15 protein-coding genes are annotated in these 17,866 nt (G+C 67.0%); 11 read left to right on the forward strand and 4 right to left on the reverse strand.

From position 1 onward, the window contains the following. Positions 1 to 64: 64 nt before the first annotated feature. The 3 genes from RA164_RS06165 to RA164_RS06175 all read right to left on the reverse strand — a co-directional run bounded on the left by RA164_RS06165 (position 65) and on the right by RA164_RS06175 (position 2,157). Entirely contained in the window at positions 65 to 577 is a 513-nt protein-coding gene (locus RA164_RS06165; protein ID WP_329743084.1) for a YbhB/YbcL family Raf kinase inhibitor-like protein, read from the reverse strand. Positions 578 to 629: 52 nt separating this feature from the next. After that, positions 630 to 1,670: an agmatine deiminase family protein gene (locus tag RA164_RS06170; RefSeq protein WP_329743085.1), complete on the reverse strand. Its 1,041-nt coding sequence runs from the start codon at positions 1,668 to 1,670 to the stop codon at positions 630 to 632. A gap of 139 nt (positions 1,671 to 1,809) precedes the next feature. Next, positions 1,810 to 2,157, reverse strand: coding sequence for a hypothetical protein (locus RA164_RS06175; protein ID WP_329743086.1), 348 nt, complete (start codon positions 2,155 to 2,157; stop codon positions 1,810 to 1,812). Between the two features lie 134 nt (positions 2,158 to 2,291). On the opposite strand from RA164_RS06175, the gene abc-f reads away from it, so the two are divergent. The 8 genes from abc-f (at position 2,292) to lysS (ending at position 12,785) form a co-directional block, all read left to right on the forward strand. Beyond that, positions 2,292 to 4,187, forward strand: coding sequence for a ribosomal protection-like ABC-F family protein (gene abc-f, locus RA164_RS06180; RefSeq protein WP_329743087.1), 1,896 nt, complete (start codon positions 2,292 to 2,294; stop codon positions 4,185 to 4,187). 9 nt (positions 4,188 to 4,196) lie between these two features. Next, positions 4,197 to 5,120, forward strand: a complete 924-nt coding sequence (locus tag RA164_RS06185; RefSeq protein WP_329743088.1) for a phosphoglycerate mutase — start codon at positions 4,197 to 4,199, stop codon at positions 5,118 to 5,120. Next, the gene (gene recJ, locus RA164_RS06190; protein WP_329743089.1) at positions 5,117 to 6,889 is read left to right on the forward strand and encodes a single-stranded-DNA-specific exonuclease RecJ; all 1,773 of its coding nucleotides are present in this window, start codon (positions 5,117 to 5,119) and stop codon (positions 6,887 to 6,889) included. The genes RA164_RS06185 and recJ overlap by 4 nt, the downstream gene beginning before the upstream one ends. A gap of 178 nt (positions 6,890 to 7,067) precedes the next feature. Next, positions 7,068 to 7,451: a SpoIIAA family protein gene (locus RA164_RS06195; protein ID WP_329743090.1), complete on the forward strand. Its 384-nt coding sequence runs from the start codon at positions 7,068 to 7,070 to the stop codon at positions 7,449 to 7,451. Between the two features lie 340 nt (positions 7,452 to 7,791). Beyond that, the gene (gene asnB / locus RA164_RS06200) at positions 7,792 to 9,468 is read left to right on the forward strand and encodes an asparagine synthase B (protein ID WP_329743091.1); all 1,677 of its coding nucleotides are present in this window, start codon (positions 7,792 to 7,794) and stop codon (positions 9,466 to 9,468) included. A gap of 118 nt (positions 9,469 to 9,586) precedes the next feature. Further along, positions 9,587 to 10,712, forward strand: a protein-coding gene (prfB, locus tag RA164_RS06205; RefSeq protein WP_329743092.1) for a peptide chain release factor 2 whose coding sequence is annotated in 2 segments (ribosomal slippage) — positions 9,587 to 9,661 and positions 9,663 to 10,712 — 1,125 coding nt in all. Because the reading frame shifts where the segments join, the coding sequence is not laid out codon by codon here. 113 nt (positions 10,713 to 10,825) lie between these two features. Further along, positions 10,826 to 11,167: a hypothetical protein gene (locus tag RA164_RS06210; protein ID WP_329743093.1), complete on the forward strand. Its 342-nt coding sequence runs from the start codon at positions 10,826 to 10,828 to the stop codon at positions 11,165 to 11,167. Positions 11,168 to 11,267: 100 nt separating this feature from the next. Beyond that, positions 11,268 to 12,785 carry a lysine--tRNA ligase gene (gene lysS, locus RA164_RS06215; protein WP_329743094.1) on the forward strand — a complete coding sequence of 506 codons (1,518 nt, stop codon included), beginning with the start codon at positions 11,268 to 11,270 and terminating at the stop codon, positions 12,783 to 12,785. A gap of 43 nt (positions 12,786 to 12,828) precedes the next feature. On the opposite strand, the gene RA164_RS06220 is transcribed toward lysS, so the two are convergent. After that, positions 12,829 to 13,524: a YidC/Oxa1 family membrane protein insertase gene (locus tag RA164_RS06220; protein ID WP_329743095.1), complete on the reverse strand. Its 696-nt coding sequence runs from the start codon at positions 13,522 to 13,524 to the stop codon at positions 12,829 to 12,831. Between the two features lie 131 nt (positions 13,525 to 13,655). On the opposite strand from RA164_RS06220, the gene RA164_RS06225 reads away from it, so the two are divergent. The 3 genes from RA164_RS06225 to smc all read left to right on the forward strand — a co-directional run bounded on the left by RA164_RS06225 (position 13,656) and on the right by smc (position 17,844). Beyond that, positions 13,656 to 13,955 carry a YciI family protein gene (locus tag RA164_RS06225; RefSeq protein WP_329743096.1) on the forward strand — a complete coding sequence of 100 codons (300 nt, stop codon included), beginning with the start codon at positions 13,656 to 13,658 and terminating at the stop codon, positions 13,953 to 13,955. Continuing rightward, positions 13,952 to 14,215: a BolA family protein gene (locus RA164_RS06230; protein WP_329743097.1), complete on the forward strand. Its 264-nt coding sequence runs from the start codon at positions 13,952 to 13,954 to the stop codon at positions 14,213 to 14,215. The genes RA164_RS06225 and RA164_RS06230 overlap by 4 nt, the downstream gene beginning before the upstream one ends. A 128-nt stretch (positions 14,216 to 14,343) precedes the next feature. After that, positions 14,344 to 17,844, forward strand: coding sequence for a chromosome segregation protein SMC (smc, locus tag RA164_RS06235; protein WP_329743098.1), 3,501 nt, complete (start codon positions 14,344 to 14,346; stop codon positions 17,842 to 17,844). Positions 17,845 to 17,866 lie beyond the last annotated feature (22 nt).

Consider the following 17,866-nt stretch of genomic DNA (forward strand, 5'->3'; position numbering starts at 1 on the left):
CTACCAGTGTCTAAAGCGTCGATTGTAGCGGACGAGGCGTGATCTGCCGTGACACCTGACGTCGCTAGCGGCCATAGGTCAGCGTGGCGCGGGCCTGGCCCAGCGCATGTCGGCGGATGGCTGCATCGGCTGTCGTCGCGCTGGCGCCGGATGGCAGCGGCAACACGTCGACGTCGAGTGCGTACACAGTGAATACGTAGTGATGGGGTGCGTCGCCCGTCGGTGGGCAGGGGCCGCCCCAGCCAACAGGGCCGAAGTCGTTGTGCGACGAGCGCGACGCGGCCGGTACGGGTGCTCCGGACGACAGCCCATGCAGGCTACGGGGCAGGTCGAACACCACCCAGTGCCACCAGCCGGCGCCGCCGGCATCCGGGTCGTGGACGGTGATGGCAAAGCTGCGGGTCGCCGCTGGTGCACCGGTCCAGCGCATCGCCGGCCGCTGGTTGTCGCCGTGGCAGCCGGCACCGTCGAAGCTGTTGCGGACAGTCAGTGGACCTTTCACCTGCAGGTGAAAGCCGTGGGCATGGGCCTGGCCGGCAAGGACGGTGGCGAATGTCAGTGCTAACAATCGCAGCATGCTCGGGTTCCTTCGTGCATGGAAGGCCGACCCGGGCAGGGGCCGGCGTGGTTCAGTCCGCCAGTCCGGCGGGCAACTGCATGGTGATGCAGTGCAGGCTGCCGTTCTGCCAGATCAGCGGGCGGCAGGGCACCTGGACCACCTCGCGGCCCGGATGGGCCTCGCCGATGATGCGCGCGGCTTCGTCGTCTGCCGCGTCGCCATAGGCGGGCACCAGTACGGCACCGTTGACGATCAGGTAGTTGGCGTAGGATGCCGCCAGACGCCGGCCCTGATCGAGGATCGGCTGCGCCCAGGGCAAGGGATGCAGCGTGTAGGGCTGGCCGTCGCGGGTGCGCAGCGCGGCCAGCTCGTCGGCCATGTGCTGCAGCTCGGTATGGTGCGGATCGCTGGCGTCGTCGCAGGCCTGGAACACGATGTGCTTGGCGGGGGCGAAGCGGGCGAGGGTGTCGATGTGGGCGTCGGTGTCGTCGCCCTCCAGGTAGCCGTAGTCGAGCCACAGGATGCGTCCGGCATGCAGCCCGTCGAGCAGGATGGCGTCCATCGCTTCGCGGGTCTGTTCGGGATGCCGCTGGTGCAGGCAGCGCCAGGTGGTCAGCACGGTGCCTGCGCCATCGCTTTCGATGCCGCCGCCTTCCAGTGCCCAGTCGATGCGCCGGTGCGAGGCCTGGCCGAACACGCCTTCGCGCACCAGGCCGGCGATCAGTGCGTCGTCGCGCTCGGCGCCGAACTTGCCGCCCCAGCCGGTGAAGCGGAAGTCGGTGAGCTGGAACAGGCCGTCGTCGTCGGTCAGCGTGATCGGGCCGGAGTCACGCAGCCAGGTGTCATCGTAGGGCTGCTGGACGAAGCGGATGCGCGCGGTATCGACGCCAGCTTCCTGCAGCAGGGTCCGGGCCTGTGCATGCACGGGGTCATCGGCCACCACGATGACCAGCGCCTCGAAGCGCACGATGGCGGCCGCCAGTGCCACATAGGTGGTTTCCACCTCGCCCAGTCGCTCGGCCCAGTCGGTGCCGGCATGCGGCCAGGCGATCAGGACGGCGGATTGCGGCTCCCATTCGGCGGGCAGGCGCAGGGAAGGTAGGGCGGTCATGCGTGCACTCGTGTCGGGTTGGCCCGGAAGGGCGAAAGCGCACAGTGTATAAGCCCCGGACCGGCTACGCTTGGTTTCGGCGCACAGCGAAACGCCCGGCGCGTGCCGGGCGTTGTATGCGGGGCTATCCCGGCTGCGGTCAGTGCACGCGGTTGGGGTGCAGGTTGTTGCCGGCCGGCGTGTTCAGCACGGAATGGATCACGCGGTTGCGCTGGAAGTAGACGATGAACCGCGGGTACTCCCAGCGGTTGATCACCGGGTGCAGGCGGGTGTCGCCGCCGCGCGGCTGCAGCTTGCGCAGCGGGGCGCCGTAGCGCTTTTCCACCTGGACCATGGTGAGCCCGCGCTCCGGCAGGTGCATGCTTTTTTCCTGATGCACCCGCTGGATGAGCAGGTTGTCGCCGCGGGTGGTCTGCGGCGCGGCAAGGCAGCTCGCACTCAGGACGAATGCTGCTAGCAAGGGCAGGCTGAAACGGTACTTGAACATGGTCCCCTCTCCGCACAAGGCGATACCGTTCCGTTTTAGCAGAACCACGGGCGCCGATCCACGGGCAGGCGCAGCGGATGTGATGCCCGCAACCGTTATCATGCACGGCCGACCACCTGCCTGAAGTGTCCCGAATGATCGCGTTCCGCCATTTTGCCCTGCGCCGCGGCAGTCGCCTGCTGCTATCCGATGTGGACCTGGTGATCCAGGGAGGCTGGCGCCTGGGCGTGATCGGGCGCAACGGCTGCGGCAAGTCCAGCCTGTTTGCCGCGCTTCAGGGCCAGGTGGAGCCGGACGCCGGTGACCTGGACATGCCGGCGAAGCTGCGGCTGGCCTCGGTGGCCCAGGAAACGCCGATGCTGCCCGACGCGGCGATCGATTATGTGCTGGGCGGCGACGAGGAGCTGGCGGCGGCGCTGCGCGACGAGGCCGATGCGCAGTCGCGTGGCGATACCGAAGCCATGGCGATGGCGCATCACCGGATCGAGGAGCTCAACGGCTACGACGCGCGCGCCCGTGCCGGCCGCCTGCTGCACGGCCTGGGCTTTGCGCCGGAGACGCACGAGCGTGCGGTGAAGGATTTCTCCGGCGGCTGGCGCGTACGCCTTAACCTGGCGCGCGCGCTGATGGCACCGTCCGAGCTGCTGCTGCTCGACGAGCCGACCAACCATCTGGATCTCGATGCCGTGCTGTGGCTGGAGGAATGGCTGCGCCGCTATCAGGGCACGCTGCTGATCATCTCGCACGACCGCGAGTTCCTGGACGGCGTGATCGACCACACCCTGCACCTCGATGGCGGTGGCGCGAAACTCTATACCGGCAACTACAGCGCGTTCGAGCGCCTGCGTGCCGAACAGCTGCGCCAGCAGCAGATCGCGCATGACCGCGAACAGGTCGAACGCGCGCACCTGCAGTCGTTCATTGACCGCTTCAAGGCCAAGGCAACCAAGGCCAAGCAGGCGCAGTCGCGCATGAAACGGCTGGAAAAGATGGCCGGTACCGAGGCGGTGCGTGCCGAGCGGCCGTTCCACTTCGAGTTCGTGCGCCCCGAGCGGGTGCCGGATTCGATGCTGCAACTGGAAGAGCTGGCGGCAGGCTACGTCAGCGAGCACGGCGGCGAGCCAGCCACCATCCTGCACGACGTGCGCTTTCGTCTCGAAGCCGGCGAGCGCATCGGCCTGCTCGGCCCCAACGGCGCGGGCAAGTCGACCCTGGTCAAGACGCTGGTGGGTGAGCTGTCGCCGCTGGGCGGCGAACGCAAGGCGCACAAGGATCTGCAGATCGGCTACTTCGCCCAGCACACCGTGGAAAGTCTGCGCGAAGGTGCCAGTCCCTATGACCATCTGCAGGACAAGGCTCCCGGTGCGTCGGCGCAGGTGCTGCGCGATTTCCTCGGTGGCTGGAATTTCGCCGGCGACCGCGCGTTCGAGTCGGTCGATGGGTTTTCCGGTGGCGAGCGCGCGCGCTTGGCGCTGGCCCTTATCGCCTGGGACAAGCCCAACCTGCTGCTGCTCGACGAGCCGACCAACCACCTCGACCTGGACATGCGCGAGGCCCTGGCCGATGCGCTCGCCGGTTTCGATGGCGCGCTGGTGCTGGTGTCGCACGACCGGCATCTGCTCGGCATGGTCTGCGACAGCTTCTGGCGCGTCGCCGATGGCGTGGTCGAGTCCTTCGACGGCGACCTCGACGACTACGCACGATGGCTGCGTTCGCGCGGCAGCGCGCCGCGCAAGGCTGCCGAATCCGAGGCGGTGCCGACGGAATCCGCGGCGGATCGGCGCCGGGCGGCGGCGCGTCAACGCGAAAACGAGAAAGCCACGCGCCAGCGCGTGAAGAAGATCGAAACCCGGGTCGCCGCGATCGATGTCGAGCTGACCGCGCTGGAAGCGCGCCTGTCCGATCCGGCGACCTATGAGGGCTCCACCGCCGAACTGATGAAACTGGGTCAGCAGCAGGGCCAGTTGCGCAGCGAGAAGGAAACCCTCGAAGCGGAGTGGCTGGAGTTGTACGAGCAGCTCGAAGCCTGAGGTCGAACGATGAGCGATTCCGACGATCGTCCGCTGGAAGTCTGGTTGCCCGCGCTGGAGCGGTTCAGTCCCGCGCATCCGCTACAGGCGCTGCTGGCACGTGCCGACCGGCTGGACAACGGCCCGGCCGGCTACATGCAGGGTCTGGACGGCTATTTCGAGGCCGGGGTGTCGCCGCTGCCGGTCGCTGCGCTGACCCGAGAACTTCTGGCAAGCGATGCCGGCACCGCGACCTGGCTGTGTGCCGATCCTGCCTGGGTGCAGCCGGACATGAGCGGTGCCCGACTGCTCGCCTGCGGCCGCATGCCGTTGAGCATGGACGAGGCGGTTGCGTTCGCCGATGCGCTGCAGCCGGTGTTCGAGGAAGCCGGTATGCGGCTGGAGGTCTCGACGGCGGACCGGTGGCACGTGCGGCTGCCGCAGGGCCTCGATCTGCCGGTTTTTGCGTCGCCCGAGCAGGCGCTTGGCGAAGACCTTTACACGCACTTGCCGCAGGGAAGTGAGGGGCGGCGCTGGCGCGTGTTGTTCAACGAAGCGCAGGTACTGCTGCACCAGCACCCGCTGCAATCCGTGCGCGCAGCCCATGGTTTGCCGCCAGTGAACAGCCTGTGGCTGTGGGGGGCGGGCGTGTTGCCCGCACGGGTGCGCACGTCGCTTGCCGGCGTGATCGGCGACGACCTGCTGCTGCAGTCGCTGGCCAAGCAGGCGGGAGTGCCGCATGCCGGGCGCACGCCGGAAGCGCTGGCGGCGGCAGCTGCCGGCTGGCTGGTCGACCTGCAGGATCTGCCGGTCGACGAGATCGCCAGCGGCATGGCTACTGCGTTGCAGGCACAGGCACGGCGCCAGCCGGTCCGGCTGGCCTTCGCCAGTGGCGAGCGCTGGCTGCACCGCCCCTCGCATCGGCTGCGCTTCTGGCGCAGGACGCGTCAGTGAGCGCTGATGGTGTGTGCCAGATTGCTCTGCAGCATCGTGCCGCGCAGGGCTCACCGAAGAACTGGCCGCACGATGTGCACCCGGTGCTGCAGCGGGTTTATGCCGCTCGTGGCGTGCTGAACCCCATCGACGCCGAGCACCGGTTGCAGCGACTGCTTCCGCCGGACACGCTGGGCGGTCTGGCAACGGCGGTCGAACTGCTTGCCGAGGCGATCCGGCTGGATCATTCGATCGTGATTGCCGGCGATTACGACTGCGACGGCGCCACGGGCGCGGCGGTGGCCGTGCGTGGCCTGCGCATGCTGGGCGCGCGACGGGTGGCCTATGCGATTCCCAATCGCTTCGTGCACGGTTACGGCCTGACGCCTGAGCTGGTCGCCTCGCTGCAGCCGGCACCCGACCTGATCGTCACCGTCGACAACGGCGTGGCCAGCGTGGCGGGCGTGGCGGCGGCGAAGGCGCGGGGTATCCGGGTCATCGTCACCGACCATCACTTGCCCGGTGAGCAGTTGCCTGCCGCCGATGCGCTGGTGAATCCGAACCTGGCCGGCGATGGCTTTCCGAGCAAGGCGCTGGCCGGCGTGGGGGTGATGTTCTACCTGCTGCTGGCGCTGCGGGCGAAGCTGTACCCGGGTGGCTCCGCGGATCGCAGCGATCGGCCGCAGCAAGGCCGGCCCGATCTTTCCACCTTGCTCGACCTGGTCGCGCTGGGCACCGTGGCCGACCTGGTGCCGTTGGACTTCAACAACCGCGTGCTGGTGGCGGCAGGCCTGCGTCGTATTCGCGCGGGGCGTGCCTGCGCCGGGGTGACGGCGCTGGTCGAGGCGGGCAAGCGCAGCCTGGCGACCCTGTGTGCCAGCGATCTCGGCTTCGTGGTCGGGCCGCGGCTCAATGCAGCGGGGCGGCTGGAGGACATGCGGCTGGGCGTGGAGTGCCTGCTCACGGATGACCCGGTCCAGGCCCGTCGCCATGCCGCGCAGCTGAGCACGATCAACCAGGAGCGGCGCGATCTGCAGGCGGCGATGGTGGCCGAGGCGGAATCGATGGTGGCTGGAACCACCTCTACCGATGCGGTCGGGGTGGCCTTGTACGAGCCTGCCTGGCACGCCGGGGTGGTGGGGCTGGTGGCCTCGAAACTGAAAGAGCGGCTGCATCGGCCGGTGGTGGCCTTCGCACCGGCCGGTCCGGACGAGGCGGGAGGCCCGTCGACGGATGCGGCCATGCTGAGGGGCTCCGGTCGATCGATCGCCGGGTTCCACCTGCGCGATGCCCTGGCCGCGGTGGATGCGCGGCATCCGGGTCTGATCGAACGTTTCGGCGGTCATGCGATGGCGGCCGGTCTGAGCCTGAAGGCTACCGACTTCGAGCGCTTTGCGGCTGCCTTCGACGCCGTGGCGCGCGAGTGGATCGCGCCGGAGCGTCTGCAGGCGGTGCTGAATACCGACGGTGCCTTGCCCGTCGATGGCTTCACCCTGGAGCTGGCCCGCCAGCTGCGCGATGCCGGTCCGTGGGGGCAGGCGTTTCCCGAGCCCGTGTTCGACAACACCTTCGAATGCGTCAGCTGGAAACTGATGGGCGAGAACCATCTGCGTCTGCAACTGCGCGACCCGCGCAGCGGGTCCGTGCATGAGGCAGTGATGTTCAACGCCTACCGTGGCGAGGCACCGCCCGCCCGCATGCATGCGGCCTACGAACTGACGATCAACGACTGGCAGGGGCGCGAGAGCGTGCGCCTGCTGCTGCGTCACATGGAACCTGCATCCGGTTGAATGGAGCGCTTGTAGCTGCCGTGGCTGTGCGCCGGATTGCCGGCAAGCGATGCCGTTCCGCGGGTAGGCCATGGATGAGCTGTAGCGAACCTTCGATGAGAGTAGCCGCACAACCATGTCTCGGCGACATGGCCGCGCGCTATGCTCTGCATCAGTCAATCGATGTCGGGAGAACATCATGATCGAGCAGATCGAAGGATTGCCGGCCGGCACACTGGGTTTCCGTGCACGCGGCCAGGTCACATCACAGGACTATGAGCGCGTGATCGTGCCCGATGTCGAGGCCGCATTCGCGCTCAACCGCAAGCTGCGTCTGCTGTATCACGTAGGTGACGATTTCACCGGCTTCGACCCCGGGGCGATGTGGGATGACGCCAAGCTCGGGTTCCGGCATTTCACCGGCTGGGACCGGGTGGCGCTGGTCACCGACCTGCCGTGGCTGCGCATGACCGCCACTGCCATGGGTTTCGCCGTTCCCGCCGAGTTCCGCCTGTTCGGCAATGCCGAGCTGGATGCGGCGAAGCGCTGGATTGCCGAGCCGAGGCCGGTCGATGGCGATTAGAACCAAAAGCCACTTGCACTGCGGCGCCGGCTCTGCTTAAGTCGACCCCCATGAAGACCTTTTCCGCCATGACTGCACCTGCCAGCGCGCCTGCCGCGCGGTGCGTCATGACGGCTGCCAATAATAATCGTGCGAACAATAACGCCCATCGTTGGCGGGCCCGCGCGTAGCTGCAAGAAACACCACCAGACACGCGACCGAGGCCCGCCCAGTGCGGGCCTCGGTCGTTTTGCGTTCCTGATTCGCGCACCTGATCCGTCCGCGTCCGGTTGCGCCAAAGCAAACCCGGCCTCGATGGCCGCATACAACTCAATACCGATACAACCGAGGAGCCTTGCCCATGTGTTCGATTTTCGGAATGTTCGATCTGCAGCCGGGAGACGACCTGACTGCCCTGCGCCGACAGGCGCTGGAATTGTCGCAGCGTCAGCGTCACCGTGGTCCCGACTGGAGCGGCGTTTTCGTCGATGCCGGCGTGATCCTGGTGCACGAACGGCTGGCCATCGTCGATCCGGCCAGTGGTGCGCAGCCACTGCGTTCGCGCGACGGCGCACTGGCGCTGGCGGTGAACGGCGAGATCTACAACCACCGCGAACTGCGTGCGGCCAGCGACTACGACTTCACCACCGGCTCGGACTGCGAAGTGATCAATGCGCTGTATCGTGATCTCGGCGGCGATGCCTTTGTGAAAGAAGGCGTGGGCAAGCTCAACGGCATCTTCGCCTTTGCGCTGTGGGACGGCGCCAGCCAGCGCTACGTGATCGCCCGCGACCCGATCGGTGTCTGTCCGCTGTACTGGGGCCACGACGGGGAAGGGCGCCTGTGCGTGGCGTCGGAAATGAAGGCACTGGTCGGCGTGTGCAACGACGTCACCACTTTTCCGCCCGGCCATGTCTACGACAGTGCCACCGGCGAGCTGGCACGCTATTACAGCAAGGCATGGCGCGACTACGGCGCGACCGTGGGCAAGGGGCCGGAGGGGTTGCGCGAGGCGTTCGAGCAGGCAGTCCACCGGCAGCTGATGACCGACGTGCCTTATGGCGTACTGCTTTCCGGCGGACTGGATTCCTCGCTGGTCGCGGCATGCGCCGCACGCTTCGCGCGTGAACGGGTCGAGGACGATGACCGTTCGGAAGCCTGGTGGCCGCGTCTGCATTCGTTCGCGATCGGCCTGGAAGGCTCGCCCGATCTGGCCGCAGCGCAGGTCGCCGCCGACGCCCTGGGCACGGTGCACCATGGTTTCGTCTACACCTTCTGGGAAGGCCTGGACGCGGTGCCCGAGGTGATCCGCCACCTGGAAACCTATGACGTCACCACCATCCGTGCAGCTACGCCGATGTACCTGCTGGCGCGCCGGATCAAGGCGATGGGCGTGAAGATGGTGCTGTCCGGCGAGGGCTCGGACGAACTGTTCGGCGGCTACCTTTACTTCCACAAGGCGCCGTCGGCCGAAGCCTTCCACGAGGAGACCGTGCGCAAGCTAGACGCCCTGCACAGCTACGACTGCCTGCGCGCCAACAAGGCGATGATGGCCTGGGGGGTGGAGGCGCGCGTGCCGTTCCTGGACCTGGAATTCATCGACGTGGCGATGGGCCTCGACGCCGCGCACAAGATGGCGGGCGGCGGCAAGATCGAGAAGCACGTGCTGCGCGCAGCATTCGACGGCGCACTGCCTAAGGAGATCCTGTGGCGGCAGAAGGAACAGTTCTCCGATGGCGTCGGCTACGGCTGGATCGACGGCCTGAAGGCGCATGCCGAGCAGGAGGTCAGCGACCGCGAGTTCGCCGCGGCGGCCTCGCGTTTCCCGCTCAACACGCCGGCGACCAAGGAAGCCTACTTCTACCGCCGCATCTTCGAGCAGTTCTACCCCGGCGAGGCCTGTGCGGCGACCGTGCCGGGTGGCAAGTCGATCGCCTGTTCCTCGCCCGCCGCGCTGGCCTGGGACCCGGCGTTCGCGACGATGGCCGACCCGTCCGGCCGGGCGGTGCGTGGGGTGCATGCGCAGGCACTGGACTGACGCCATCGCGCCGTCGGCAGTGTGCCGTCGGCGCAGTGGCCCCGAGCCTGCCTTGGCGGGCGCTGGGCCATGCTAAGCTAACCGGCTGCAATCGCATTCAACCTGACGAAGCCATTCCATGATCGAGACCAATCCGATCCTTGCGCAGATCGCGGACCTTACGGACCGCGTCGAGTCGCTTAGGGGGTATCTTTGACTACGCCACCAAGCGTGAGCGTCTGGAAGAAGTAAGCCGCGAGCTGGAAAGCCCGACGGTTTGGGACGACCCTGCGCGTGCGCAGGAACTGGGCCGCGAGCGTGCGCGCCTGGACGTTGTCGTGACCGGTATCGACGAGCTCAGTGCGGGCCTGTCCGATGCCAGGGAGCTGCTGGAGATGGCTGCAGCCGACGGCGACGAGGAAACCGTGCAGTCGATCGTCGGTGACGTCGAGGGCCTCGAGGCGCGTGTCGGCAAGCTGGAATTCCAGCGCATGTTCTCGGGCCAGATGGACGCGTCCAACGCCTTCGTCGACATCCAGGCCGGCGCCGGCGGCACCGAGGCCCAGGACTGGGCGGAAATGCTGCTGCGCATGTACCTGCGCTGGGCCGAATCGCGTGGCTGGAAGACCGAGCTGCTGGAAGTTTCCGGTGGCGAAGTGGCGGGCATCAAGTCGGCCACCTTCCGGGTCGAGGGCGACTACGCCTACGGCTGGCTGAAGACCGAGATCGGCGTGCACCGGCTGGTGCGCAAGAGCCCGTTCGACTCGGACAACCGCCGCCACACCAGCTTCACGTCGGTATTCGTGTCGCCGGAAGTGGACGACGACATCGACATCGACATCAATCCGGCCGACCTGAAGACCGACGTGTATCGCTCGTCCGGTGCCGGTGGTCAGCACGTCAACAAGACCGAGTCCGCGGTGCGTATCACCCATGTGCCTTCGGGCGTGGTGGTGGCGTGCCAGACCGAGCGATCGCAGCATGCCAACCGCGATCGCGCGATGAAGATGCTGAAGGCCAAGCTGTACGAGATCGAGGTGCAGAAGCGCAACGCCGAGAAGGATGCGCTGGAAGCGACCAAGTCCGATATCGGCTGGGGCAGCCAGATCCGCAACTATGTGCTGGACCAGAGCCGCATCAAGGACCTGCGCACCGGCATCGAGCGTTCGGATACGCAGAAAGTGCTGGACGGCGACCTGGACGAGTTCGTCGAGGGAAGCCTGAAGGCGGGCCTGGATGCGGGTGCCAAGCGTGTCGACGCCTGAGCCGGGCTGGTGCGACTGGTGTCATGCCGGTCGTCCGTCGGCGGGTGGGATCCGCTTCAGCCACGATGCGTAAGATCATCGCTCGAGTCTCACCAACCGAGGAGATAATCGCCGTGAACGCGAACAAACTTTTCAGGATGCTGCTTGCCTGCACGTTGCTGGCGGCCTTCGGCGCAAGTGCGCAGACCGCGGGTCAGGACATCAAGGACGGCGCCAAGGACGTCGGTCATGGCGTCGCCGCCGGCGCGCGCGACGTGGGGCACGCCACGCGCAAGGTGGCCAAGCACATCGGCCACGGCGCCAAGGAGGCTGGCACCGGCATCGGTCACGGCGCGAAGAAGGCCGGCATCGCCATTGGCCATGATGCCAAGGATGCGGGCAAGGCCATCGGCCATGGCGCGAAGGAAGGCTGGGACGCCACCAAGAACGCCACCAAGAAGCTGTTCGGTCACTGACCGGACCTGAAAAGCCATGCCTACGTCGTGCCCGCAGGTGCGGGCACGATGGGTATGCAACGATTATTCGACAGCACCAACACCGGACACCCGTAAACCCATGAGCGAAGCCAACGATATCCAGCCCATCGACGAGAACAAGCTGATCGCCGAGCGTCGCGAGAAACTCAAATCGCTGCGCGGGCAGGGCATCGCCTATCCCAACGACTTCCGGGTCGACAGTTTTGCCGGTGATCTGCAGGCGGCCTATGCCGACAGGGACGCGCACACCGCCGAGGCCATCGAGAGCGCTCAGCAGCGCGTGAAGGTTGCCGGTCGCATCGTGCTCAAGCGGGTGCAGGGCAAGGTCAGCTTCGTGCAGATGCAGGACATGACCGGCCGCATCCAGCTGTTCATCCATGCCGGCACCGTGGGTGACGTGTACGAGGCCTTCAAGGGCTGGGACATGGGCGACATCATCGGTGCCGAAGGCGTGCTGATGCGCACCAAGACCGGCGAGCTGTCGGTGAAGGTGGACGCGCTGCGCCTGCTCACCAAGAGCTTGCGTCCGTTGCCGGACAAGCACCACGGCATGGCTGACGTCGAACAGCGCTATCGCCAGCGCTACGTCGACCTGATTGTCACCGAGGAAGCGCGCCGCACCTTCCAGCAGCGTTCGCGCATCATCGGCCACATCCGCCAGTGGCTGGAAGCCGAGCCGCGCCGTTTCATGGAAGTGGAAACGCCGATGATGCACATCATCCCCGGCGGTGCCACGGCGCGTCCGTTCATCACCCACCACAACGCGCTGGACATCGACCTGTTCCTGCGCGTGGCGCCGGAGCTGTACCTGAAGCGCCTGGTGGTCGGCGGCTTCGATCGCGTCTACGAGATCAACCGCAACTTCCGCAACGAGGGCGTGTCCACCCGGCACAACCCCGAGTTCACCATGCTCGAGCTGTACCAGGCCTACGCCACGTACAACGAGATCATGGACCTCACCGAGAACCTGATCCGCGACACCGCGGAGAAGGTGATCGGAAGTACCGCGCTCAACTGGGACGGCGCGAGCATCGATGTGGGCCCGGCGTTCCGCCGTTGGACCATGGAAGACGCCGTGCTGGAGCACAATCCGGAGATCCGGCGCGAGGAACTGCGCGACCGCGCGGCGATGGCCGCGCATGCCAGGCGCCTTGGCGTGCAGGTAAAGGACGGCTACGGCTGGGGCAAGCTGCTGCTGGAGATCTTCGAGAAGACGGTGGAACACACGCTGATCCAGCCGACCTTCATTACCCAGCACCCGGTTGAGGTGTCGCCGCTGGCGCGCGAGAACGATACCGACAAGGGCATCACCGACCGCTTCGAACTATTCGTCAACGGCAAGGAGATCGCCAACGGCTTCTCCGAGCTCAACGATCCGGAAGACCAGGCCGCGCGTTTCCAGGCCCAGGTCGACGCCAAGGATGCTGGCGACGACGAGGCGATGCACTTCGACGCCGACTACATCCGTGCGCTGGAAGTGGGCCTGCCGCCGACCGGCGGTCTGGGCATCGGCATCGACCGGCTGGTGATGCTGCTGACCGATGCCTCGTCGATCCGCGACGTGCTGCTGTTCCCGTACATGCGGCCCGAGGCCTGAACGACGCGGCGCTCGAAAGCCCGCCACGTCGCCCGGATATTTTTTACCGGCGCGGAGCCCGGTTCGGCAGGGTGCGATGCCGGTGCACGCGCCGTCTGAGCATGGCTGCCTGCAACACGCTGACCGCGCTGGAGCCGGCCCAGTACAGGCCGAGACCCGCCGACAGGTGCCATACCACCAGAAACGTGACCAGCACCGGCAGCCATTGCAGCAACACATGCACCTGCTCGGGCAAGCCCGGGTTGAGCATGATGGCGGCCCAGCTCAGCGCGGCGACCGCAAGCGTCAGCCAGAGATCGGGACGGGCCAGTCGCATCCATATGAAGTGGTCATTGCCCAGCGCGCTGCGGCGTATCGCTGCGTAGATGCCCGCGCCGAGCGGCGCCTGCACCAGCGCCACCAGCAAGCCCTTGCCGAAGCCGCCGGAAACGCCGTGCTCGCGGTAAACCCTGCGGGTCTCGGCAAGGTAGCGGGAAGGGTCGTTCGCGTGGCGTTGCTTCAATTCCTCCAGCACGGGCTGCAGCGTGCGCATGCGCTGCTGGCGTCGCCATTGGTGTTCGGCGACGTTCAGTGTCATCGGTAACAGCAGCAGTCGCACCGCGGCGGCCAGCACAATCACCGCCAGGCCGTAGCTGCCACCAAGGCCGTGCGCGATCTCCCCCAGCAACGTGGACAGGCTGCCCACGAAAGCATTCCATACGTACATGGCTTCCCCCGCATCGGATGTCGGCTGATACATGGGTATCTGCGACCGTTGTTCAAGGATGCAGGCAGGTGAGGTGCTGGGGGGCGGTTCGACCTGCGACGCCCCGGCCGATACGCACCATCCGCTAGAATGGCGCGTTCATAACCCCTGAAGGAACGCATGCCATGTGGTACGCCGTCATCGCCACTGATCATCCCGGCTCGCTGGAAAAGCGCCTGGCCGCCCGGCCGGAACACCTGGCGCGGCTGCAGGCCCTGCAGGATGCGGGCCGCATGCTGCTGGCCGGCCCGTTTCCCGCGATCGACTCGGAGAACCCGGGGCCGGCGGGTTTCAGCGGCAGCCTGATCGTGGCCGAGTTCGCCAGCCTGGTGGATGCCCAGGCCTGGGCCAAGGACGATCCCTATGTCGCGGCGGGTGTCTATGCCCATGTCGAGGTCAAGCCGTTCCGCAAGACGCTTCCATGAGCGCAGCGATGGTCGAGGAGATCCGCCGGCGCCTGGCCGCAGCGCTGGCGCCGCTGGAGCTGGAGGTGCTGGACGAGGGCCACAAGCACGCCGGCCATGCCAACGCGGGCAAGGGGCATTTCCACGTGCACATCGTCAGCGCGGCGTTCGCCGGGGTGCTGCCGATCAAGCGGCATCGCATGATCTACGCGGCCCTCGATGGCCTGATGGATCAGGGCATCCACGCCCTGTCGATAGACGCTAAGGCTCCTGGCCCTTGAATTCAATGGGTTGAACGTCTCCGTTCAACCGCTTTCGCTGATCCGAACGCATTGCGGCCACGCCCTGCGTTTGGCACAGTGACCCGTCGCCCCTTGCGGGCCCTCGTCCAGACGACTATCGACGCCACATGCGCCTGACCACCATCAAACTCGCCGGATTCAAGTCCTTCGTGGACGCGACCACGCTGCACCTGCCGTCCAACATGATTGGCGTGGTGGGGCCGAACGGTTGCGGCAAGTCGAACATCATCGACGCGATCCGCTGGGTGATGGGCGAAAGCGCGGCCAGCCGCCTGCGCGGCGATTCGCTGACCGATGTGATCTTCTCCGGCTCGAACGCACGCAAGCCGGTGGGGCAGGCCACGGTCGAGCTGATCTTCGACAACGCCGACGGCGCGATCCAGGGCGAGTATGGCCAGTACGCCGAGATCTCGGTGAAGCGCCAGGTCACGCGCGACGGCCAGTCGTCGTATTACCTCAACGGTGCCCGCTGTCGCCGGCGCGACATCACCGACCTGTTCCTAGGCACCGGTCTGGGGCCGCGCAGCTACTCGATCATCGAGCAGGGCATGATCTCGCAGATCATCGAGGCCCACCCGGAAGAGCTGCGTACCCATCTGGAAGAAGCGGCCGGCATCTCCAAGTACAAGGAGCGCCGCAAGGAGACCGAGAGCCGCATCAAGGCCACCCGCGAGAACCTCGACCGCGTGAGGGACGTGCGCGACGAAGTCGACAAGCAGCTCGAACACCTCAATCGCCAGGCCCGTGCGGCCGAACGCTGGAAGGCGCTGAAGGAAGAGCAGACGCGCAAGGAGGCCGAACTCCGGGCACTGGAATACCGGGCGCTGAAAACCCAGCATGAAGGCGAGGGCGAGGGGCTTTCCGCCGCCGAAATCGAGATCGAGAAGCAGCTGGCCGGGCAGCGCCAGATCGAGGCCCAGCTGGAAAGCGTACGCGAACGCCACACCGGCGCCAGCGAGCACCTGAACGCCGTGCAGGCCGAGGTCTACAAGGTCGGCAGCGAGATCGCCCGCGTCGAGCAGCAGGTGCGCCACAACAAGGAAACCGCCGAGCGCCTGCAGCGCGCCCAGGGCGAGGTCGAGCGCGAGCACGAGGAACTGGCTGCGCACATCGGCACCGATCGCGAGCAGATCGAAACCCTGCGCATGGCGCTGGCCGAAGGCGAGCCCAGGCTCGAAGCCCTGCACCAGATGCAGGACGACACCGCCGAGGCACAGCGCAGCTCCGAGACGAAGCTGGCCGACTGGCAGCAGCGCTGGGACGCGCACACGCGCACGGCGGGCGAGTCCAACCGCGCGGCCGAAGTCGAACGCACCAAGCTCAACTACCTCGACCGCCAGGTGCTGGACCTGTCGCGGCGGCGCGAGGCGCTGGAAGCCGAGCAGAAGGCCACCGACGTCGAAGCACTCGACGCGGCCGCCGAACAGCTCGGCCAGGAACACGACACCCAGCGCGAACGGGTCGAGGCTCTGGGCAGCCTGCTCGACCAGCACAAGAGCGGTCACGAACGCGTGCTGGAGGAAGAGCGCCAGCTGCAGTCCGCGCTGAACGAGGCACGCCAGCAATTGCAGGCGGCGCGTGGCCGGCATGCCTCGCTGGAGGCGCTGCAGACTGCGGCGCTGGGTCAGGAGGAGAGTGCCGCCAGCAGCTGGCTGGCGGGCCTGGGCCTGGACAAGGCCCGTCGCCTGGGTGCTGCCCTGCAGGTGGATGCCGGCTGGGAAACCGCGGTGGAAACCGTGCTGGCCGGACTGCTCGATGGCGTGCTGGTGGACGATCCGGTGGCGCTGGCGACCGAGCTTGGCACGCTGGGCGACGCCGATATCGCCCTGCTGCATGGCGGTGCGGGCGAGCCCGGCGCGGAAGGCACCCTGGCCGCACGCGTGCGCGGTCCTGCCGCCGCGCTGCAATGGCTGGCGCAGGTGCATACCGCGGAAACGCTTGACGAGGCGCGCAACCGGGCCGCTGCGCTCGGACCGCAGGCGTCGATCATCACGCGCAATGGCGAGTGGCTGTCCCCGCACTGGGTACGCGTGCGCCGCGCGCAAGGCAACCAGGTGGGCGTGCTGGCGCGCGAACGCGAGCTGCGCACGCTGACCGACCAGATCGCCGCACTCGAAGCGCATCTGGAAGAAGCCGGCGAGCAACTGGAAGACCTGCGCACCCGCAAGTTCGAAACCGAGCGCGCGCGCGACGATGCGCAGCGCGAGCTTTACAACGCGCACCGCCGCCAGTCGGAGCTGGCCGGTCAGCTGCAGAGTCACCGCGGCAAGGTGGAAACCGCCCGCGCACGGGCCGAAAAGGTGGCCGGCGAGCTGTCGACCCTGATCGAGCAGGTCGACGAACTGCAGTCGCAGACGCGTGAGGCGCGGGCACGGCTGGACGAGTCGGTCAACCACATGGGTGACCTGGAAGACCTGCGCCGCGAGCTGGAAAACGAACGCCGCGCCTTGCTCGAAGCCCGCGAAGAGGCCCGCATGAACGCCCGCGAGGCTTCCGAGCAGGTCCATGCGCTGGCGTTGTCGATGGAGTCCAAGCGCTCCTCGCTGGCGTCGCTGGAACAGTCGCTGGCACGCATGGAAACCCAGCTGCGCCAGATCGAGTCGCGCCGTACCGAGATCGCCCAGCAGCTTGAAGCGGGCTCCGATCCGATTGCCGAGCTGGAAGCCGAGCGGCAGACCTACCTGGACCAGCGCCTGCTGGTGGACAAGCAGCTGGTCGAGGCACGGCGCGCGCTGGAAGACTGCGACATCGAGTTTCGCCGGCTGGAGCAGCAGCGCCATCTGGCCGAACAGGGTCTGGCCACCTTGCGCGAGAACCTCTCGCAGAAGCGGCTCGCTGCGCAGGCACTGCAATTACGGGCGGATCAGCTGGCCGAGGCGATCGTCGGCTCGGGCCTCGAGCTGGAACCGTTGCTGGCCGAATTGCCCGGCGAGGCCGATGCCGGGCAGTGGCGCCAGCAACTGGGCGAACTGGCGCAGAAGATCGTGCGACTGGAGCCGGTCAATCTCGCGGCGATCCAGGAGCATGCCGAGCAGAGCGAGCGCAAGACCTACCTAGACAACCAGCTGGCCGACCTGGTCAGCGCGATGGAAACGCTGGAGGGTGCGATCAAGAAGATCGACCGCGAAACGCGCCAGCGCTTCAAAGAAACCTTCGAGAAGGTCAACGCCGGCGTGCAGGAACTGTTCCCGCGCCTGTTCGGCGGCGGTCATGCCTATCTGGAACTGACCGGCGACGACCTGCTCAACACCGGCGTGTCGATCATGGCGCGCCCGCCGGGCAAGCGGCCTTCCAACATCTCGCTGCTTTCCGGCGGCGAGAAGGCGCTGACCGCGGTGGCGCTGGTATTCGCCATCTTCAGTCTCAACCCCGCGCCGTTCTGCCTGCTCGACGAGGTGGACGCACCGCTGGACGAAGCCAACGTGGGGCGCTTCTCAAACATGGTGAAGGAGATGAGCGAGAAGGTGCAGTTCATTTTCATCAGCCACAACAAGGCGACCATGGAAGCGGCCAGCCAGCTCTGCGGCGTGACCATGCGCGAACCGGGCGTGTCGCGCCTGGTGCAGGTCGACCTGGCCGAAGCGGCTAAACTGGCCGGGGCCGCCTGAGCCCGTGAAGAAGTCCTGAGGA

Origin of the sequence: Dyella sp. A6, from assembly GCF_036320485.1 — a bacterium.
GTDB lineage: Bacteria > Pseudomonadota > Gammaproteobacteria > Xanthomonadales > Rhodanobacteraceae > Rhodanobacter_A > Rhodanobacter_A aluminiiresistens.

Bases quoted from the DNA above. Each gene is read 5' to 3' on its own strand.
- RA164_RS06165 (WP_329743084.1), bottom strand. From the start codon at position 577: ATGCTGCGATTGTTAGCACTGACATTCGCCACCGTCCTTGCCGGCCAG.
- RA164_RS06170 (WP_329743085.1), bottom strand. From the start codon at position 1,670: ATGACCGCCCTACCTTCCCTGCGCCTGCCCGCCGAATGGGAGCCGCAA.
- RA164_RS06175 (WP_329743086.1), bottom strand. From the start codon at position 2,157: ATGTTCAAGTACCGTTTCAGCCTGCCCTTGCTAGCAGCATTCGTCCTG.
- abc-f (WP_329743087.1), top strand. From the start codon at position 2,292: ATGATCGCGTTCCGCCATTTTGCCCTGCGCCGCGGCAGTCGCCTGCTG.
- RA164_RS06185 (WP_329743088.1), top strand. From the start codon at position 4,197: ATGAGCGATTCCGACGATCGTCCGCTGGAAGTCTGGTTGCCCGCGCTG.
- RA164_RS06195 (WP_329743090.1), top strand. From the start codon at position 7,068: ATGATCGAGCAGATCGAAGGATTGCCGGCCGGCACACTGGGTTTCCGT.
- asnB (WP_329743091.1), top strand. From the start codon at position 7,792: ATGTGTTCGATTTTCGGAATGTTCGATCTGCAGCCGGGAGACGACCTG.
- lysS (WP_329743094.1), top strand. From the start codon at position 11,268: ATGAGCGAAGCCAACGATATCCAGCCCATCGACGAGAACAAGCTGATC.
- RA164_RS06220 (WP_329743095.1), bottom strand. From the start codon at position 13,524: ATGTATCAGCCGACATCCGATGCGGGGGAAGCCATGTACGTATGGAAT.
- RA164_RS06225 (WP_329743096.1), top strand. From the start codon at position 13,656: ATGTGGTACGCCGTCATCGCCACTGATCATCCCGGCTCGCTGGAAAAG.
- RA164_RS06230 (WP_329743097.1), top strand. From the start codon at position 13,952: ATGAGCGCAGCGATGGTCGAGGAGATCCGCCGGCGCCTGGCCGCAGCG.
- smc (WP_329743098.1), top strand. From the start codon at position 14,344: ATGCGCCTGACCACCATCAAACTCGCCGGATTCAAGTCCTTCGTGGAC.